At 49.0% G+C, this 14,060-nt stretch carries 15 protein-coding genes and 1 riboswitch; of the genes, 13 read left to right on the top strand and 2 right to left on the bottom strand.

Going from position 1 to position 14,060, the window contains the following annotated elements:
• Positions 1-1,038: 1,038 nt before the first annotated feature.
• Positions 1,039-1,569, bottom strand: coding sequence for a transposase (locus ACFVVF_RS28530; protein ID WP_387816631.1), 531 nt, complete (start codon positions 1,567-1,569; stop codon positions 1,039-1,041).
• A 229-nt stretch (positions 1,570-1,798) separates the two neighbouring features.
• Here ACFVVF_RS28530 and ACFVVF_RS28525 point away from each other — a divergent pair, with 229 nt between their 5' ends.
• From ACFVVF_RS28525 to rsmI, 10 genes are all read left to right on the top strand, one after another.
• Positions 1,799-1,990: a sigma factor G inhibitor Gin gene (locus ACFVVF_RS28525; protein WP_387816629.1), complete on the top strand. Its 192-nt coding sequence runs from the start codon at positions 1,799-1,801 to the stop codon at positions 1,988-1,990.
• Positions 1,991-2,082: 92 nt separating this feature from the next.
• Positions 2,083-3,687 carry an aminotransferase class I/II-fold pyridoxal phosphate-dependent enzyme gene (locus tag ACFVVF_RS28520; RefSeq protein WP_387816627.1) on the top strand — a complete coding sequence of 535 codons (1,605 nt, stop codon included), beginning with the start codon at positions 2,083-2,085 and terminating at the stop codon, positions 3,685-3,687.
• Positions 3,688-3,813: 126 nt separating this feature from the next.
• A complete protein-coding gene (gene tmk / locus ACFVVF_RS28515; RefSeq protein WP_387816625.1) occupies positions 3,814-4,467 on the top strand; it encodes a dTMP kinase in 654 nt (217 codons plus the stop codon).
• A gap of 45 nt (positions 4,468-4,512) precedes the next feature.
• Positions 4,513-4,842 (top strand): cyclic-di-AMP receptor, encoded by a 330-nt coding sequence (locus ACFVVF_RS28510; protein WP_012772016.1) that lies wholly within the window; start codon positions 4,513-4,515, stop codon positions 4,840-4,842.
• Between the two features lie 17 nt (positions 4,843-4,859).
• Positions 4,860-5,303, top strand: coding sequence for a YaaR family protein (locus ACFVVF_RS28505; protein WP_387816622.1), 444 nt, complete (start codon positions 4,860-4,862; stop codon positions 5,301-5,303).
• A 24-nt stretch (positions 5,304-5,327) separates the two neighbouring features.
• Positions 5,328-6,305 carry a DNA polymerase III subunit delta' gene (gene holB / locus ACFVVF_RS28500; protein ID WP_387816621.1) on the top strand — a complete coding sequence of 326 codons (978 nt, stop codon included), beginning with the start codon at positions 5,328-5,330 and terminating at the stop codon, positions 6,303-6,305.
• 4 nt (positions 6,306-6,309) lie between these two features.
• The gene (locus ACFVVF_RS28495; protein ID WP_387816619.1) at positions 6,310-7,113 is read left to right on the top strand and encodes a PSP1 domain-containing protein; all 804 of its coding nucleotides are present in this window, start codon (positions 6,310-6,312) and stop codon (positions 7,111-7,113) included.
• Positions 7,114-7,183: 70 nt separating this feature from the next.
• Positions 7,184-7,618, top strand: a complete 435-nt coding sequence (locus tag ACFVVF_RS28490; RefSeq protein WP_387816617.1) for an initiation-control protein YabA — start codon at positions 7,184-7,186, stop codon at positions 7,616-7,618.
• A gap of 66 nt (positions 7,619-7,684) precedes the next feature.
• A complete protein-coding gene (locus tag ACFVVF_RS28485) occupies positions 7,685-8,395 on the top strand; it encodes a tRNA1(Val) (adenine(37)-N6)-methyltransferase (RefSeq protein WP_387816615.1) in 711 nt (236 codons plus the stop codon).
• A gap of 23 nt (positions 8,396-8,418) precedes the next feature.
• A complete protein-coding gene (gene rsmI / locus ACFVVF_RS28480; RefSeq protein WP_387816613.1) occupies positions 8,419-9,318 on the top strand; it encodes a 16S rRNA (cytidine(1402)-2'-O)-methyltransferase in 900 nt (299 codons plus the stop codon).
• A 133-nt stretch (positions 9,319-9,451) separates the two neighbouring features.
• On the opposite strand, the gene ACFVVF_RS28475 is transcribed toward rsmI, so the two are convergent.
• Positions 9,452-9,706 (bottom strand): AbrB/MazE/SpoVT family DNA-binding domain-containing protein, encoded by a 255-nt coding sequence (locus ACFVVF_RS28475; protein ID WP_028609554.1) that lies wholly within the window; start codon positions 9,704-9,706, stop codon positions 9,452-9,454.
• Between the two features lie 280 nt (positions 9,707-9,986).
• On the opposite strand from ACFVVF_RS28475, the gene ACFVVF_RS28470 reads away from it, so the two are divergent.
• From ACFVVF_RS28470 to ACFVVF_RS28460, 3 genes are all read left to right on the top strand, one after another.
• Positions 9,987-11,282 (top strand): HD domain-containing protein, encoded by a 1,296-nt coding sequence (locus ACFVVF_RS28470; protein WP_387816611.1) that lies wholly within the window; start codon positions 9,987-9,989, stop codon positions 11,280-11,282.
• Positions 11,283-11,365: 83 nt separating this feature from the next.
• Complete coding sequence (locus tag ACFVVF_RS28465) at positions 11,366-12,139, top strand: TatD family hydrolase (RefSeq protein ID WP_387816609.1); 774 nt, start codon at positions 11,366-11,368, stop codon at positions 12,137-12,139.
• 184 nt (positions 12,140-12,323) lie between these two features.
• Positions 12,324-12,531, top strand: a riboswitch (cyclic di-AMP (ydaO/yuaA leader).
• A 256-nt stretch (positions 12,532-12,787) separates the two neighbouring features.
• Positions 12,788-13,936 (top strand): resuscitation-promoting factor, encoded by a 1,149-nt coding sequence (locus ACFVVF_RS28460; protein WP_387816606.1) that lies wholly within the window; start codon positions 12,788-12,790, stop codon positions 13,934-13,936.
• Positions 13,937-14,060: the final 124 nt, after the last annotated feature.

Genomic DNA, 14,060 nt, shown 5'->3' with positions numbered 1-14,060 from the left:
AGCGCCGATGGTACTTGGACCGCAGGGTCCTGGGAGAGTAGGACGTCGCCAAGCACGAGAGGCCTGCCGCATGATTGCGGCAGGTTTTTTGTTGTGTAGATTTTTTTGTTTAGATAGCATGCAGAACATAGAATATTCTCCTACAAGTCTCATCGACTGCTAGAACCTCTATCCCTCAACCCCCCTAACCCTAACCCTATCGCTAAACCAGAGAAGCGCTCTATCCGCTCTATTGGGATGTAGTGAAGGAACAAGGATTCGATATCGCGCAGCTGCTCCTCCATCTACCCTACCTCCTAAGCGCTCTAGTAAGAGCTCTACAAAGTAACCAAATGCGCTGATTTTCACTCCGAAAACCGACGTTGCTCGCATATGTAGGCAGAATGTGTTTACGAACGATTCCTCTAAACCAGAACAAGTCCGATCAAAATGCAAAAGTGCAGGTTGATGAAGCCAAAAATGCCTTAAACAGCCTTTAAAATGTAAAAGTGCAGGTGAAAGGGGCTAAAATCGCCGAAATGGCCTCTAAAACGCGGATCAAACTGCACTTTTGCATGTTGATGGCCATATTGGCGGAATTCCAGCCAAACAAAATGTACTTTTACATTTTGTTTGCTCGATGAGCGTGAAAATGCTAGAGTGGGCCAGCTAACTTTCTAAAAGGGACTAGTGTGTGTAAAGGTAGAAGCGGAGCGAAACGAGCCCATGATGACTTTTTGAAGCTTCATTGGATGGTGGAGCCGGATTAGCGGCGGGGGATGGAAGCAAGAACGGCAGCAAGGGCTGTTTCGCGCAGCGGAGGCATGCTGCAACGTTTTTTTAGTGTGTGTAAAGGCAGAAGCGGAGCGAAACGAGCCCATGATGACTTTTTGAAGCTTCGTTAGATGGTGGAGCCGGATTAGCGGCGGGGGGATGGAAGCAAGAACGGCAGCATGGGCCGTTTCGCGCAGCGGAGGCTTCTTTTAGTGCTTTTAGCGGTTGAAGCCTGCTCCACCGTGCTTCAGCGAGGCAGGGCAGAGCAGGTTCACATAATCGAATCTACCGGTGATAATAGGAGGCCTCGAACTTTTGCAGACGAAGTACGCCATCCTTCTCTTGGCGGCGGAAGACGAATGACAGCAGCATACGGGGAACAAGGAGCCAGAAGTGCCAGAAGATGATGCTGATCATAAGCGACTCATGCAGCCATGGATACATAATGCAGGCGATACACAGGCCGATCCAGAACATATGTCGGTGAACTCGGCGGAAGAGCTTGAGCCGGATATCATTTGCGGGCTTGAAGCCGAACCAGGGCGGGGTAATGCCCCACTTCCATTTACGGTCGGCAGCTTCATCCACTCTAATGAATGTGAGCAGCAGGATGACAAGGTGAATGACTTGTACAATAGCGAACCCAAACAGCCAGCTGAAAACGCCCTGCATTCCATACACGAGCAGTTCAAAGCCGAAAAGAATTGCTGCAGTCAGAATATGGCTGGATACGAGCTCGGGCTGGATCAGCTTTCTTTTGACAAGCTTATATTGGTACACGGTAGCGGAAGATTGATCGGATAAAGATTGGCGCACCGGTTAACGTTCCCCCTTAACAAAACAGTATCTTATAGTATATCGGCTTAATCGCAGCATCTGTCCATAGCATCGGGATAAAAAAACAACTGCTGCAGCAATCACCAAATGGGCGGATGCCGCATACGATATAGAAATATTTGAAAATGGACTATGAAAGAAGTATAAACCGCTAGAATATATGCCATAATAGTAGCTATATAGATATACAGGAAGGTGGAATAGCGTGATGACAGAAGATCGCCGACTGCACTGTATTATATGCCGCCAACATAAGGCCGAGGGTGAAGGAATTTGCATCGTAACCGAATTTATATGCGATAGCTGCGAGGCCGAGATGGTCCGCACCGATGTACAGGACGCTAAATATCCTTTTTTCATTCATCAGATGAAACAAATCTTTATCGAAAAAAATGCGTGAGCGGACTCTGTAGCCAGAAGCCGCTCTTTTTTTGCCACAATTTTGAGATACAATAGAAGAAACACGCAAATAGAGAGGAAACAATAACTGCTATGGACCGATTACAAGCACCGCTATTTGATACGCTGAGGAAGCTTGCCAATCAACGGCCTGCAAGCTTTCACGTTCCTGGACATCGGTATGGCTCCATCTTCGACGGCTTCGGCGACGGCTCGGACAGCAGCATAGAGCCGGAGCTGGAAAAAGCCGCGTTTCAAGCCATTATGCAGCTGGATGTTACAGAGCTCTCTATCACGGATGACCTGCATCATCCTGAGGCTGCGATTGCTGAGGCCCAGCAGCTGGCAGCAGCCTGCTTTGGAGCGGAGGAGACCTGCTTTCTCGTAGGCGGCAGCACCTCAGGCAATCTGGCTTTACTGCTAGGCGTATGCGATCCCGGCGATATCGTCATCGTTCAACGGAACGTTCATAAATCGGTAATTAACGGGCTAAAGCTGGCAGGAGCACGAGCAGTGTTCATCATGCCACAGATTGATGAGCGGACGGGAATAGCAACGGTGCCGTCGCTGACTTCCGTTAGCCAAGCTCTTACTCAATATCAGGAAGCAAAAGCCGTCTTCCTGACCAATCCGAATTACTATGGCATGAGCGTGAAGCTAAGGCCGTATGCAGATCTCATTCACACACAGGGTAAAATGCTGCTCGTAGACGAAGCGCATGGCGCCCACTACGGCTTCCATCCACTTTTGCCGGAATCAGCTATTCAAGCGGGTGCTGATGCGGTGGTGCAATCTACGCATAAGACGCTGACCGCGCTTACGATGGGCGCGATGCTCCACATGCAAGGAGAGCGGCTTCCAAGAGCCGCAATACGGCAGGCGTTGGCCACTGTACAGAGCTCCAGCCCTTCTTTTCCAATCATGGCTTCGCTCGATATTTCCCGAGCAATGATTGAACGCCGCCGTGAGGCATGGTTTGAACCGGGCATTCAGGCAGCGGCGTTTTTTAGACATTGGCTAGCGGAGCGAACGCCAAAGCTGCTGGCAACCCTCCACCCCGAGGACCGATCCTCAGCCTACAACCAGCTTGATCCGCTTCGCATTCTTATTAAGGATACGACGGGCAATTATTCCGGATTTGAGCTGCAGCGGCTGCTTGAGGAGCAAGGCTGCTGGGCGGAGATGGCCGATCCCCGGCATGTTGTGCTAGTATTCGGGATTCAGACCTCCATGCAGGATGTAGAACGTTTAATCAATGTCTTTATGACGATTGAGGCACGAATCGCAAACCTTGAAGCAGCATCGCAGCAATCAGCCGAACCCCAGCTAAAGCCATTAACAGCAGGGGAGGACGCTTTAAAAACGGAGCACTCCACCGGTCTTCCTGTGAGCGGCCAAGCAGCGGCAGCAGCAGAAGAAGACAAGGCAGCATGGCTAACAGAAGTTCAACCTCCGACCGAGCCGATCTCTTTTACAAGAAAAACAGCAATGAATATTGCCCGGGTAAAGCTTGCGGAGGCGGCAGGCCGCTGCTCTGCTGAGATGGTCGTGCCCTATCCTCCTGGAATCCCAGTCCTTTATGCGGGAGAGAGAATAACGGAGGCGTCTATCCGCCAGATCAGTCACCTTGCCAAGCATGGGGCGAAGTTTCAAGGCGCCTCAGACCCGTCTATGCAGACGATAGAAGTACAGGAATGATGGGAAATGTTAAGAGTTATGAGTCAATTCTAATTGACAGGAGTATATGCTTTGCTAGAATGGTAGTAAGGCAGGAAGTATTGCCTTTTATATAGAAGGTTTATTACGAATCAGGAGCATAAGACGTTGAACAAAGGAATTTTCATTACAATAGAAGGCGGAGAAGGTTCCGGCAAAACTACACTGATCGAGCGCATCTCGCATACGATGCAGCAGCGGGGGAAAACCGCCGTGATCACACGTGAGCCAGGCGGCATTCCAATCGCCGAACAGATCCGCGCGGTCATTCTTGACCGCAGTCACACGGAGATGGATGCCCGGACGGAAGCGCTGTTGTATGCAGCGGCACGCCGGCAGCATCTCGTTGAGAAGGTCATGCCAGCGCTTGAAGCCGGGAAGATCGTCATCTGCGATCGATTCGTCGACAGCAGCTTAGCTTATCAGGGCCATGCACGCGGGTTAGGCATGGATGAAGTATGGTCGATTAATCATTTTGCGATTAATGGGCTCATGCCTCATCTGACAATTTACATGGACATTGATCCTGTAGTCGGGCTCAACCGGATCAGCCAATCCGCAGAACGGGAAGTGAACCGTCTCGATCTGGAATCGCTGGCTTTCCACGAGAAAGTACGCGAAGGATATCGCTTGCTGCTGGAGCAATACCCGGATCGGATCGTTAAGCTCCAAGCGGAAAACGCCGCAGAGGTCGTTTATCAGGAAGCTATGGCGGTAATCGACGCCAGATTTGCCTCCTTTTTCACCGCTGGCGGGGTGTAAGAAGCAAGTAGAACGATATGACTATCTATAACAGGAGGTATGAGGATGAAATTAGTCATTGCGATCGTGCAGGATAAAGACAGCAATCGGTTGTCCAATGCGTTGGTGAAGGATGGATTTAGAGCGACCAAGCTTGCCAGTACTGGCGGTTTTCTAAGAGCAGGCAATACGACATTCATGATCGGGATTGAGGATGAGCGTGTTCACGAGGTGCTTCAAGTCATTAGCTCCAATTGCAAAGTAAGAGATCAACTGGTTACGCCTGTCTCGCCGATCGGGGGCTCAACGGATTCCTATATTCCATTCCCTGTTGAAGTGCAAGTAGGCGGCGCAGCCGTATTCGTCGTACCGGTGGAACGGTTCGAACATTTCTGAAATGGGCGTGAACAGCGATGAAGATTGATTCAGGATATCGTCCGCTGGGGCAAAGCCGCACGAATGCAGATGCCGCGACGAAGCCCGTGCAGATGAAAAGCTTCGCAGACGCCATGGTGCAGCAGGATGCGCAGCGTACGCAAGAACAGCTGCAGCAGAAGCTGCAGGATATTCACAATCAGGGCGAGAGGCTCGCTAGAACGATGACTGTCCGCGAGCTTAAGCTCTATCGCCAGATGGTGAAGCGTTTCCTGGAGGATACGGTTCGCCGGGGTATTGGTCTGAAAGAGCTTCGCGGTTTCGACCGCAGAGGCCGGACGAAACGGTACAAGCTGCTCGACGAGATTGATGAGGCGCTGGTATCGATGGCTGAAGAGCTGCTGGACAGCGAACAGGGACGAATTGAGCTGCTGGGACGGATTGGTGAAATCCGCGGCATGCTTATTAATCTATTGTTTTAGAAGAAGGAAGGATAACAAAGTGCAATGAGCATGGAACAAGTAGCCGGACAATGGAAAGCGAAGCGAATATTGAAGCATGCTCTTCAAAGCGGCAAAGTATCGCATGCTTATTTATTTAACGGACCTTCCGGAACGGGAAGGATGGCGCTGGCCCGGGCATTCGCGAAAGCGTTGTTCTGCACTGCAGGCGGTGATGACGCTTGTGATCAATGCCTGGAATGCCGCAAGTTTGAGAATGGCAACCAGCCGGATCTGCTGCGGATTGAGCCTGACGGACAATCGATCAAGATTGAACAAATCCGCGACCTGCAGCGCGAGCTTGCCTACAGGGGAAGCGGCACGAAGCGCAAAATTTATATTATCGAGCGAGCGGAGAAAATGACGGTTCAAGCCGCAAACAGCTTGCTTAAATTTCTAGAGGAGCCGCTATCTCCGGTTGTAGCGATTTTAATTACCGATAATGGACAAGCCGTCCTGCCAACGATTCGATCGCGTGCGCAGTGGGTGCCTTTTCTGCCATTCTCGCCAAATGAGATGCTGCAGGCTTTGATAGACGAAGGAATATCCCCGACGCTAGCCCGTGCGGCGGTGCAGCTCAGCTCCGGATTGGATGGGGCTAGAGAAATCATCCAGCAGAATCAGTTTGCAGAAATCAGAAACGTAGTGATACAATTAGGGAAGGAGAGTCTGACCCGATTCACCGCGGCAATGATTTCCATTCAGCAGCAGTTTATTAAGACGGATTTGGCGAACAATCCGCAGCTGTTGCTATCACTATTCGTTTTATGGTTCAAAGACATGATTCAATTTCAAGCTGGAAGACAAGAAAGCATCGTTTATATAGATCAGTTGGAGTGGATAAGCAAGCATGCGTTCAGCCGTCCGATCGAGGGATGGGTGGCCTGTATTGAGCATACGCTGGAAGCAGGTAAGCGCATACGCTCTAATGTAGCGCCTCAACTTGCATTAGAGCAATTATTGGTAAACCTACAGGAGGGCTAAATCCTTGTATAATGTCGTCGGCGTCCGCTTTAAGAAGGCGGGCAAGATTTACTACTTTGATCCGGCCTTGCATCCGGTGGACAAGGACCAGCATGTCATTGTCGAGACGGCAAGGGGTATCGAGTACGGTAAAGTTGTGGTAGGACAAAAAGAAGTCGGTGAATCAGATGTCGTCCTCCCGTTAAAGAAAGTGATTCGTATCGCAAGCGATGTAGACGCAAAGGTTGTGGAAGAGAATCGTAGCGCAGCTAAGAATGCGTTTGCTACCTGCTTGGACAAGATAAAGGATCATCAGCTGAAAATGAAGCTAGTTGACGTCGAATTCACCTTTGACCGCAACAAAATCATTTTTTATTTTACAGCTGAAGGCCGAGTTGACTTCCGCGAGCTGGTAAAGGATTTGGCCAGCGTATTCCGTACCCGGATCGAGCTTCGGCAGATCGGTGTACGTGACGAGGCGAAGATGCTGGGCGGAATTGGACCATGCGGACGGGTATTATGCTGTTCGTCATGGCTGGGTGACTTCGAGCCTGTATCCATTAAGATGGCCAAAGATCAGAATTTATCGCTCAATCCGACGAAAATTTCCGGATTATGCGGCCGTCTCATGTGCTGCTTGAAGTACGAGCATGACAATTACGAAAGCATTCGAGAAGAGCTTCCCGCAGTTGGCAAGATTGTGGTGACATCTCTTGGAGAAGGCAAGGTTACTGGCATCAATGCTTCCACGAAATCGGTATATGTCCAGCTATTTGACGTATCGGGCAAACCGAAGGAGCTTTCGATGGATGATGTCGTAGTGAAATAAGACAGGCTTTGAGCCAACAACGGCGACCGCCGTTTATGCTTAACTATGTTTGATGCTCTGGGGTGGAAACTTGGAGAAAAAAGAGATCTTCGAACAAATGGATGAGCTGGACACTCGGATGGGACAATTCCATACCGAATTAGGCGCACTGAAGCAGCGGGTCAAACAGCTGCTGGAGGAGAATAAGCGACTAAGCTTGGAAAATAGCCAGCTGCGTAAAATTTTAAAACGCGAGACGGTTCCAGAGCAGGCAGCTTCCGCAGCAAGAACGGAGACTGCGGCAGCCAAGCCGAAACGGCAGACCGAAGCTGCTTCATATGAAGTCAGCACGGCAGACCATTCGGATGGGATCGACCCTTTCGAGTCCTCGCAGCAAGCGGTTGGGGAAGGCCATGATAATCTGGCCAGACTGTACCATGAAGGTTTCCATATATGCAATGTGTATTATGGACATCTTCGGACAGAGGGCGATTGCTTGTTCTGTTTATCTTTTTTGAATAAATAACCGAACACTATCAATGCATACCGTCCTTGCAAGAAGAGGACGGTATCTTTATGTCAGAGGAGCCATATGAACGTGGAAGAGCAGATGGAGATCAAACTTGAAGCGAATGAGCGAATTGATGATTTAATGACGGAGACGGGGCTCAAAATTATACAGAGCCGGGAAGTGTTCAGCTTCTCGCTTGATGCCGTTCTTCTCTCGAAATTTGCAACGGTTCCGAAGCGCGGACGGATCATCGATCTGTGTTCAGGCAACGGAGTCATTCCGATGCTGCTGACGACGCGGACAGAAGCCAGCATCGATGCTGTGGAAATTCAGCCGAGATTGGCTGATATGGCCCGCAGAAGCGTCGCTATGAATAAGCTGGGCGAGCAAATTAAGATTATTGAAGCCGATCTTCGTCAATATATGAAGGAAGCGGGCAACGGCGTCTACGATGCGGTTACCGTAAATCCTCCCTATATGGCGGTAAAAGCCGGCGATTCTAATGAAAATGAACACTATTCGATAGCCAGGCATGAAGTGCATTGCACGCTGGATGACGTCGTTCATGCTAGCGCCCGTTTAGTAAGGTCAGGCGGTAAGGTAGCGATGGTGCATCGTCCTTCCCGGTTTATCGATATTATGGAGACGATGCGCAAATATCGGCTTGAACCGAAACGCGTGCAGTTTATTCATCCGAATGCCAAAGGCGAGGCGAATATGGTATTAATAGAAGCTATTCGCGATGGAAAGCCGGAGCTTCGAGTGCTGCCTCCCGTTATGGTGTATGAATAAGAAGCAAAGGAGGGACGAAAGAGATGATCAGCATACAAAAAAGCTTTTCGGATCAGGGACAAGAATCAAAAGGAACGCTCTATTTGGTAGCGACGCCTATCGGCAACTTAGAGGATATGACGTTTCGCGCAATTCGTACGCTGAAGGAAGTATCGTTAATTGCGGCCGAGGATACGCGGCAGACCCGAAAGCTGTTAACTCACTTTGAAATCGCAACACGGCTTGTCAGCTATCACGAGCATAACAAGCAAGCGAGCGGTCCAGAGCTGATCCGGCTTTTGGAAGAAGGGCAATCGATCGCTCTCGTTAGTGATGCGGGTCTGCCGGCTGTCTCCGACCCTGGTGCTGATCTTGTTGCAGAAGCAGTCGCAGCTGGTATTAAAGCAGTACCGATCCCGGGCGCGAACGCTGCATTGTCGGCGCTTATTATTTCAGGCCTGTCGACAGAGAAATTCGTCTTCACCGGATTCCCGCCACGGGATAAAAAGTCGTTGACGAAATGGCTAGGCATATTGAAGTCACAGACCGGCACATTGATGACGTATGAATCGCCGCATCGGCTGCGTAAGACGCTGGAAGCAATGCTGGAGCAATTAGGCGATCGCCGAATTGCGATGATTCGTGAATTGACTAAGCGGCATGAAGAAGCGGCGCGGGGAACGATATCGGAATGCATTGCCTGGATACAGGAGCATTCGCCACTCGGGGAGTACTGTCTCATTATAGAAGGTGCAGACGCTGCAGCGGAAGCGGGAAGATCGTCTGAAATAGATGGAGAAGCTGATGTATGGTGGAAATCGCTGGAGCTCGAAGATCATGTTGCTCATTACGAAGCGGAGCATGGCCGGAAGGAAGCGATTAAGCTCGCTGCCGTTGACCGCGGTTTGCCGAAGAGGGATGTCTATAACGCAGTGAATCGTTAATCGGTCGCTGCGGTATAGGCTTTTTTGGGTAAAAAAAAGACCTTCCTGGCCGGGTTCTAGCACAGGAAGGCATAAAGGAGTATAAAAAGGTTAGAATTAACAAGTGAAGTATTTCTATTATAACCTATATTTCTTATTTTGTCACAGGAGTCGGCATTTCCGATAGACAAATATGGCAAACAATTTTACCTTTGAAGTAAGATACGTTTTCTGCGTTGCCGCAGAAGATACATGCCGGCTCGTATTTCTTCAACATGATGCGTTCGCCATCTACATAAATCTCGAGGGCGTCTTTCTCACCGATTCCGAGTGTGCGGCGCAATTCGATTGGAATTACAACACGACCCAATTCGTCAACCTTACGAACAATACCTGTAGATTTCATCATAGCTTTTGTTTCCCCTCTCAAAAAGTGATTTGATTTCGTCACTATTCGACATATTTTTTCTATTTGTGTCTACTATAATACCAACGATTACCAGAATAGTCAACCATCATTATTAGAATGATTACAAGTAGACATTAGATTTGACTATATAGTAAGGTCATATTAATCTTACTATAGAATACAACAGCTTCGACATTTTGGAAACTAAATTACGACAGTATTCGACATTTTACCATAGCATTGTGTCGAAAATATGAACAAAAGGAGTTGAATTGGCGAAATGAATCCGTATATAACCGAAGAGAAAGTGTTTAAAGATCCCGTCCATAAATACATTTATGTGCAGGATCAGACGATCTGGGATTTGATCAACACGAAAGAGTTTCAACGGCTAAGACGCATTCGTCAATTGGGAACTTCTTACTTAACTTTCCATGGCGCCGAGCATAGCAGATTCTCCCATTCGCTGGGAGTATATGAGATTACGAGAAAAATTATTTCCCAGTTCGAACGAAACGACTATCCTGGTTGGCCAAGAGAGGAGAAACTGCTGGCTTTATGTGCGGCGCTGCTCCATGATGTTGGCCACGGCCCTTTTTCCCATTCGCTCGAAGAGGTATTCGATACGCATCATGAGGAATGGACCTGCAGCATTTTATTGGAGGATACGGAGATCAACCGCGTTCTGAAGCGGGTATCGGATGATTTTCCGGACAAAGTAGCTGCAGTCATTCAGAAGACCTATCCGAATCCGATTGTCGTCAGCCTCATTTCCAGCCAAATGGACGCCGACCGGATGGATTACTTATTGCGGGATGCTTATTTCACCGGGGTTCATTACGGCAATTTTGATCTGGAGCGGATTCTGCGCGTGCTCCGTCCTGTGCAGGGCAAAATCGTCGTGAAAGAGAGCGGGATGCATGCCGTTGAGCATTACCTGATGTCACGCTATCAGATGTATTGGCAGATTTACTTCCATCCGGTGACAAGAAGCTCGGAGATCATTTTGCGGCAAATTTTCCGCAGAGCCAAAGAGCTTTTTGAGCAGGATTATCATTTCGAATGGATGCCTGGACCGATCAAGCAGCTGCTCGATGGGACCATCACGGTTAAGTCCTACTTGAAGCTGGATGAAGCGTATGTACAGGCTGCATTTCTCCACTGGGAGGATGAAGGGGATGCTCTGCTTGCCGACCTGTGCAACCGGTTCTTGAATCGCCGTCTGTACAAGTACATTACGATGACCGATCCTGACGATACTTTATTAGAAGAAATAAGTTTGCAGTTCACTTCAATCGGCTTAAATCCGGAGTATCATATGGAGATTGACTTCCCGTTTGACCAGCCCTATGACGTATACCGTCCGGACTCGAAAAAGGGTGGAAAAGAGGAGAAAACGCCGATTTTGCTGCTCGACGAGCAAGACCGTTTATCCGAAATCTCCGCTAAATCCGACATTGTACGATCAATCACCGGACTGCATCAAGGGGAGTATCATTTGTATTATCCGGAGGAGCCGCTTATTGAGGCTGGCACCAAGCTAAGCCCTGCAATAAGAGAGTTATTCCGACTGTAGCCGTTCAACTGGAAAATGACTCCATACACCCGGAATTGGGACAGCCATTCCGATTACATATATATAGAAGGAGAAGGTTGAAAATGATTTCTTTATTCGACACCCATACGCATATGGACAGCTCCAAATTCGACAGCGACCGCGCCGAAGCGATCACTCGGGCACGGGAGGCTGGTGTAGATTTGATGCTTAATATCGGCTTCAACCGGGAGACGATCCCGACGACGCTGGCGCTCGCTGAACAGTATGATTTCGTCTATGCAGCCGTCGGCTGGCATCCGGTAGACAGCATTGATATGCAGCCGGGAGATCTGGAATGGATTGAAGAGCTGTGCTCGCATCCGAAAGTGGTCGCCATCGGAGAAATCGGACTGGACTATCACTGGGATACATCGCCCAAAGAGGTTCAGCACCGGGTGTTCCGGGAGCAAATCCGGCTCGCCCGCAAGGTGGGCAAGCCCATCGTTATCCATAACCGGGACGCTCATGAGGATATAATCAGAATGCTTAAGGAAGAAAATGCAGCAGAGGTTGGAGGGGTCATGCACTGCTTCTCCGGGAGCTGGGAAACGGCTCAAAAATGCCTGGATATGAACTTCTATATTTCATTCGGCGGACCCGTCACTTTCAAAAATGCAAGGGTGCCAAAAGAGGTTTTGGAAAGGGTTCCATTAGACCGTCTTTTGATTGAAACAGATTCCCCTTATTTGTCTCCTCATCCATTTAGAGGGAAGAGAAATGAGACTGCATTTGTGACCTATGTAGCGGAGGCTGCAGCAGAAATAACAGGAAAAACAGTGGATGAAATTGCAAAAATTACGATGGAAAACGGTAAAAAATGTTTTGGTATTGTATAAAAAAGGCCAAAAAACAAAGATTGAGAGACCTTTCAAGCGATAAAACTGATTTTTATTGCGAAAATCGGCTCTCTTTTCCGTCATAATCCAGAAATTTAGCTAAAATCGTCTTTTATCGCTTCTTTACAACAGGTGGTCCGTGAAGGTATGATTCATTTCAGAGCTTTAAGTTTTTGTATTGGATTTCCAGTTGACGCTTAATTTCCGGAACCGGAAAGCGGGGGAACCAGGCATCGAATCTGCAGCCATCGACGGCTTGGCAGTGACGAGCTTTTGAAGTTTCTCAATGGGGTGAATTTGGCGGCGTTTGCCATGAGCATTCGACCGTCGATAGGGCAGCTCTCTTGCCCGAATCCGACAGCTAACCTCGTAAGCGTAAATAGAGAGCGATCAATCTCGTGCATTCACCATTCCTGAAGTCTACCGACAATCCGGGAAGCCACGAAACAGATCCTCTGTCGAAGGCTTCTTTTTCTTTTCTGAATATCTCGGAAAAGGTCGACATAGGGTAAGTCTCAGGGGGTGAGAGGCTGCGAGAAATTAGGAAATGCACTGGAGCGTGCTTGCACGCCAATATACTTAATAGTCGCGTCAATTATGATCATGCGTCACACAAGGGCGGCGGGGCTATGAAGGAGGACCGATGAAGTGGGCATTATCCAAGCTAAGGAGACCCATGGGAAACGATCATCCAGCATGTCTTTCGCATTGCGATGGAAGCATGAAAACTTGCGTTTGATTCTTCTAAGTGCCATTATCTCAATCGCTATGACTTTCATGTTTTTGGTGTTGTTGTACGGAACGGCTGACAAAAGCGTATCCGTAGTGGTGAATGGACAAGAAACCGTTGTGAAAACAAAACAATGGGTCCTGCAACGCCTACTGGATGAACAAGCTATTACGATCGGCCCGCATGACGAGGTTTCAGCACCTCTCAATGCGTCGATCAAAGACGGTGACCGGATCGAGGTTAAGCTCGCGGTACCGCTCGTTGTAGTAGCGGACGGCAAGACATCAACGGTGTACACGACGGAGAAGACAGTCGAAGCAGCGATTGGAGAATTAAATATTGCTGTGCGCGATCAGGATCGGGTAACACCTTCGCGGGGTACGTTGGTTACAGATGCGATGACGGTAACGGTCACTCGCGTCGATACGAAAGTGTCTCAATCGGAGAGAGTTACGCCATTCTCGATCGTTAAAAAGCAAGACCCGAGCCTCGAAGAGGGCAAAGAGAAGCTGGTGCAGACCGGCAAAGAGGGTCTTGTCGTCGAACATGTACAAAGGCAATACGAGAATGGAGTTCTCGTATCTCAGAAGATCGTCAACAAAGTTGTTGAATCGAAAGCGGTCAACCAGGTTGTTGCGATCGGAACGAAAAAACCGGAGCCGAAGGTGAAGACGCTATCGAATAGCGGCACGACTCTGGCGACGTTCACGAAACGCGGTGTTTCGTTCAAAGCCAAGAAGATATTGAATAATGTAACGCTCACGGCCTATACCGCTGACATGGAATCTACAGGCAAGGACGAGAGCCATCCGCAATTCGGTATAACGGCTTCCGGTACGAAGGTTCAGGAAGGCCGCACGATCGCAGTCGATCCGAAAGTCATTCCTATCGGCTGGTGGGTCTATATCGAAGGCATCGGCTTCCGCCGCGCGGAAGATACGGGCAGTGCCATTAAGGGCAGCAAGATCGACGTTTATTTCGACAGCTCCAAGCTGGCGAATAAGTTTGGGCGCAAGAAGGGCTACACCGTATACGTTCTTGGACCAAATAAACCGACATCTAGCTAGCGTGCAAGGAATATAAGTCGATTTGTATTGGAAAAACTTATAAAGCCTTATATGATAAGAAGGGGCATTGCCTCTTCTTTTTTGTATTTTCACGTACATAAGTCTAGACGGCGTCAGCCGCAGC

This window comes from Paenibacillus sp. NPDC058174, assembly GCF_042883865.1.
GTDB lineage: Bacteria > Bacillota > Bacilli > Paenibacillales > Paenibacillaceae > Pristimantibacillus.
The sequence above is the reverse complement of the archived record's forward strand: the minus strand, read 5'-3'. Positions and strand labels throughout refer to the sequence as shown.

Bases quoted from the DNA above. Each gene is read 5' to 3' on its own strand.
- ACFVVF_RS28525 (WP_387816629.1), top strand. From the start codon at position 1,799: ATGACAGAAGATCGCCGACTGCACTGTATTATATGCCGCCAACATAAG.
- ACFVVF_RS28520 (WP_387816627.1), top strand. From the start codon at position 2,083: ATGGACCGATTACAAGCACCGCTATTTGATACGCTGAGGAAGCTTGCC.
- ACFVVF_RS28510 (WP_012772016.1), top strand. From the start codon at position 4,513: ATGAAATTAGTCATTGCGATCGTGCAGGATAAAGACAGCAATCGGTTG.
- ACFVVF_RS28505 (WP_387816622.1), top strand. From the start codon at position 4,860: ATGAAGATTGATTCAGGATATCGTCCGCTGGGGCAAAGCCGCACGAAT.
- holB (WP_387816621.1), top strand. From the start codon at position 5,328: ATGAGCATGGAACAAGTAGCCGGACAATGGAAAGCGAAGCGAATATTG.
- ACFVVF_RS28485 (WP_387816615.1), top strand. From the start codon at position 7,685: ATGAACGTGGAAGAGCAGATGGAGATCAAACTTGAAGCGAATGAGCGA.
- rsmI (WP_387816613.1), top strand. From the start codon at position 8,419: ATGATCAGCATACAAAAAAGCTTTTCGGATCAGGGACAAGAATCAAAA.
- ACFVVF_RS28475 (WP_028609554.1), bottom strand. From the start codon at position 9,706: ATGATGAAATCTACAGGTATTGTTCGTAAGGTTGACGAATTGGGTCGT.
- ACFVVF_RS28470 (WP_387816611.1), top strand. From the start codon at position 9,987: ATGAATCCGTATATAACCGAAGAGAAAGTGTTTAAAGATCCCGTCCAT.
- ACFVVF_RS28465 (WP_387816609.1), top strand. From the start codon at position 11,366: ATGATTTCTTTATTCGACACCCATACGCATATGGACAGCTCCAAATTC.